Source organism: Frigoribacterium faeni, from assembly GCF_007988805.1.
GTDB lineage: Bacteria > Actinomycetota > Actinomycetes > Actinomycetales > Microbacteriaceae > Frigoribacterium > Frigoribacterium faeni.
Genome location: NZ_BJUV01000067.1, coordinates 1 through 3,985, shown reverse-complemented (window position 1 = coordinate 3,985; position 3,985 = coordinate 1). Strand labels below are relative to the sequence as shown.

The following is a 3,985-nucleotide window of genomic DNA, read 5'->3' as shown; positions in this document are numbered from 1 at the left end:
TGGCGGAGCCGCACTGGGGAGTGCGGCCCCGCCGAATCATCCCCGCCTCCGGACGGCGCGCTGCTCGGCGGCGTGCGTCTCGGACGCGACGCCTCTCAGCAGGCGCCGCTCAGCGGGAGCGACTCAGCGGCGTCGGCGGTCGGCGCCGATCGCCGTCAGCACCAGCAGGCCGCCGACGATCACATGCGTGATGTTGTCGCCCAGGTTCACGGCCAAGAAGTTGACGTCGGTGCCCTCGACGAAGAAGCCGACGACGCCGAACACGAGGTAGACGACGCCGACGATGGCGCCGATCGAGCGGGCGGACGACACCCCGGATGCGCCGCCGAGGATCAGCGCGGCGCCGGCGAGCACCCAGATGACGGCCAGAGCCGGGTTGACGTTCCAGACGCCGAGCAGGTTCGCGCCCGTCGTGTCGAAGAACGTCCCCATGTCTTCGGCGAGGAACGCGCAGAGGCCCAGCAGCAGCACGATCGTGCCGAGGGCGAGCGTGAGACCGCGGTTCGGCGACTCGCGGATGCTCGGGGCGGGGACGGTGCTGGTCGTGGTCATTGCTGCGGCCTCCTGCGGTGACGTCTCGGGCCGGACGCCCGACCTCCATCCAAGCACCCGCGGGAGGCGCGCGCGAGCCGGGCACGGCGCCCGCCGCCGAGGTGCCATGATCGGGGCATGACGTCGACGCCGCTCCGCATCGTGGTGGCCGTGAACCCGTCGGCGTCCTTCGGCCGCCGTCGCGACGTGGGCACCTCGGTCGCCGCCGCGGTGACCGCCGCCGGCCACACCCCCGTCGTGCTCCTCGAGGAGTCGTTCGACGACCTCGTCGCCGCCGCCAGGGCCGAGCTCGCGAGCTCCCCCGACGCCCTCGTGGTCGTCGGCGGCGACGGCATGGTGAACCTCGGCGCCAACCTCGTCGCGGGCACCGACGTCCCCCTGGGGCTGGTCCCGTCGGGCACGGGCAACGACATGGCGCGCGCCCTCGGGATCCCGCACGACGACCACGAGGCCGCCACGCGCCTCCTCGTGGCGCAGCTCGAGAGGCCACCGCTCGTGATCGACGCCGGCCGGGTGAGCCACGGCGACGGAGAGTCGACCTGGTTCGCCTGCATGGTCTCGGCCGGGTTCGACGCCGTGGTCAACGAGCGGGCCAACCGCATGCGCTGGCCCAAGGGTCGCAGCCGGTACAACCTCGCCCTCTACCTCGAGCTGATCCGGCTCCGGCACCTCTCGTACCGGCTCGAGCTCGACGGCGTCTCCCACGAGGTCGAGGGCACGCTGGTCAGCGTCGGCAACGGCCAGTCGCTCGGCGGCGGGATGAAGGTCACCCCCGACGCCGTGCTCGACGACGGCCTGCTCGACGTGCTCGTGGTCGACCGGCTGACCCGTCTGCAGTTCCTCCGGATCTTCCCGAAGGTCTTCGCGGGCACCCACCTCGGCGACCCCCGCGTGCACGTGCACCGCGTGCGCCGCGTGACGATCCACTCCGACGACGTCGTCGCGTACGCGGACGGCGAGCGGGTCGGGCCGCTGCCCGTCACCGTCGAGGTCGTGCCCGGCGCGCTCCGCGTGCTCGCGCCCGGCCCCACCGGCGGGTAGCCGCGGCGGGACCCGAGGCGCCCGCAGCGGTCGAGGAGGCACGGGCCGAGGAGGCACGGGCCGCCCCCGTCCCGCAACCGGCGGTTCACCTGAGCAACACCTGACGTCCTTATGGTCGGCGCGACCCCCGACGAAGGACCGATCACCCATGCGACCAGACCGCCGCACCTCCCCCCTCGACCCGACCCGCGCCTCCTCGGCGACCTCGACCGCGCCGACGCGGTCCGCTCGGACCCGCCGAACCGCCCTCGTCGGCGCCGCGGGGCTGACCGGTCTCGGCCTGGTCGCGCTCGTCGCGGTCGGCGCCCCCGCCTCGGCCTCGGTCGTCGCCGCCCCGATCACGTCGTTCGCCGACGCCGACGCGTTCTCGATGGAGCCGGTCGGGAGCTACGAGACGGGCGTGTTCGACCAGAGCGCCGCCGAGATCGTCGCGCACTACGCCGCCGGGCAGCGCCTGCTCGTCGTGAACGCGGCCGCCGCCCGCGTCGAGATGCTCGACGTGCGCGACCCCGCGGCTCCCACGAAGCTCTTCGACCTGCAGACCACCGGCGTCCTCTCCGCCGACGGCTCGGTCGTCCCGGCCGACGCCGTCGCCAACTCCGTCTCGGTGCGCGCCGACGGACTCGGCGTGGTCGCCGTCGAGTCGAGCCCCAAGACCGACGCCGGCTGGCTCGTGTTCTTCGACGCCTCCGGCGACGGCGTGGCCCTCGGCGCCGTGCGCGTCGGCGCCCTGCCCGACATGGTCGCCTTCAGCCCCGACGGCACCCGCGTGATCGTCGCGAACGAGGGCGAGCCCGCCGAGGACTACTCGGTCGACCCCGAGGGGGCCGTCAGCATCGTGGACGTGCCCGCGACGATCGCCGTGCCGCCGCAGAGCGCCGTCCGCACCGCCGACTTCCACGCCTACGAGGCCGACGGAGCCACGCCGGTCGACCCCGCGGTGCGGATCTACGGCGGCCGCGAGGACGCCGGCACCGTGACGCCCGAGAACCCCCTCGACCTCCCCGTCTCCGAGAACCTCGAGCCCGAGTACGCCACGTTCTCAGCCGACGGCGCGACCGCCTGGGTCTCGCTGCAGGAGGCCGACGCCCTGGCGATCGTCGACGTGGCCTCCGCCACGGTGACCGACGTCGTGCCGCTCGGCTCCGTCGACCGCTCGGTCGTGCCCTTCGACCCCTCCGACCGCGACGGCGCCGACGGCGGCCCGGCGATCGCCATCGGCACCTGGCCGGTGCGGGGCCACCTCATGCCCGACACGATCGACAGCTACCAGGTCGACGGCGCCACGTACATCGTCACGGCGAACGAGGGCGACTCCCGCGACTGGGCCGGCTACAGCGAGGTCGCCCGGGTCAAGGACCTCGGCGACGACGGTCTCGCCCCGGTCTGCGACTCGATCGACCCGTCGCTGCTGACCGACGCGGGCCTCGGCCGCCTGAACATCACGACGGCGGACGGCCTCTCGGCCGACGGGAGCTGCTACGAGACGCTGTACACCTTCGGGGCGCGCTCGTTCAGCATCCTCGACGCCGGCGGGACCTCGGTGTTCGACTCCGGAGACGCCTTCGAGCAGCTGCTCGCGGCCGTCGCCCCCGAGTCGTTCAACTCGAACCACACGGCGTCGGGCGTCGACGGCCGCAGCGACGACAAGGGGCCCGAGCCCGAGGGCGTCGCCCTGGGCGAGATCGACGGACGCACCTACGCGTTCATCGGCTTCGAGCGCGTCGGCGGGATCGCCGTCTACGACGTGACCGAGCCGACCCGCGCCTCCTTCACGGCCTACGTCAACAACCGCGACCTGACGGTCTCCGCCGAGGACGAGATCGACGCGGGAGCCGATCCGGCCGACGTGCTCACCCGCGCCGGCGACCTCGGACCCGAGGGGCTCGCGTTCATCGCCGCCGACGACTCGCCCACCGGCGAGCCGATGCTGGCCGTCGGCAACGAGGTCTCGGGATCGACCACGATGTACGCGATCAGCGTCCCGGCCGTGGTCGAGCCCACCGTGCCGCCGGTCGACCCGACCACGCCGCCCACCGCCGAGCCGACGCCCGGCCCGACCGCCGCGCCGGCCCCCGCGCCGACGACGCAGCCCGACGACCCGGCCACGGTCGTGCCCGCGCCGGGCGGCGGGACGGACGACGCCGACGGGACCATCGCAGGAGGCGCGGGCGACGACGACGGCGACGGCGCCCTGGCCTTCACCGGCTCCGAGCGCACGGGGCTGATCGTCGGCGTCGCCGGCGGACTGCTCGCCCTCGGCGCGGGACTGCTGCTGCTCGCCCGCCGGCACCGCGCCTCCCGGGCGTCCTGATCGGACGGCGGGCACGGGCGGCGCCTCGCGGCGTCGGCCCGTGCCCACCGCCCGACCTGAGTGTCTCCTGTGCGACGA

The 3,985-nt window shown here is 74.4% G+C and carries 3 protein-coding genes; 2 read left to right on the top strand and 1 reads right to left on the bottom strand.

The window, feature by feature from the left end; translation table 11 throughout:
• Positions 1-123: 123 nt before the first annotated feature.
• Positions 124-552 (bottom strand): DUF4383 domain-containing protein, encoded by a 429-nt coding sequence (locus tag FFA01_RS15675; RefSeq protein ID WP_167627408.1) that lies wholly within the window; start codon positions 550-552, stop codon positions 124-126.
• Between the two features lie 117 nt (positions 553-669).
• Here FFA01_RS15675 and FFA01_RS15670 point away from each other — a divergent pair, with 117 nt between their 5' ends.
• Entirely contained in the window at positions 670-1,593 is a 924-nt protein-coding gene (locus tag FFA01_RS15670; RefSeq protein WP_146857113.1) for a diacylglycerol kinase family protein, read from the top strand.
• A 148-nt stretch (positions 1,594-1,741) separates the two neighbouring features.
• Positions 1,742-3,907 carry a choice-of-anchor I family protein gene (locus FFA01_RS15665; protein ID WP_182501188.1) on the top strand — a complete coding sequence of 722 codons (2,166 nt, stop codon included), beginning with the start codon at positions 1,742-1,744 and terminating at the stop codon, positions 3,905-3,907.
• The last annotated feature ends 78 nt before the right edge of the window (positions 3,908-3,985 follow it).

What these genes read in the sequence shown, in the direction of transcription:
- FFA01_RS15675 (WP_167627408.1), bottom strand. Translation starts at nt 552, where the DNA reads ATGACCACGACCAGCACCGTCCCCGCCCCGAGCATCCGCGAGTCGCCG.
- FFA01_RS15670 (WP_146857113.1), top strand. Translation starts at nt 670, where the DNA reads ATGACGTCGACGCCGCTCCGCATCGTGGTGGCCGTGAACCCGTCGGCG.
- FFA01_RS15665 (WP_182501188.1), top strand. Translation starts at nt 1,742, where the DNA reads ATGCGACCAGACCGCCGCACCTCCCCCCTCGACCCGACCCGCGCCTCC.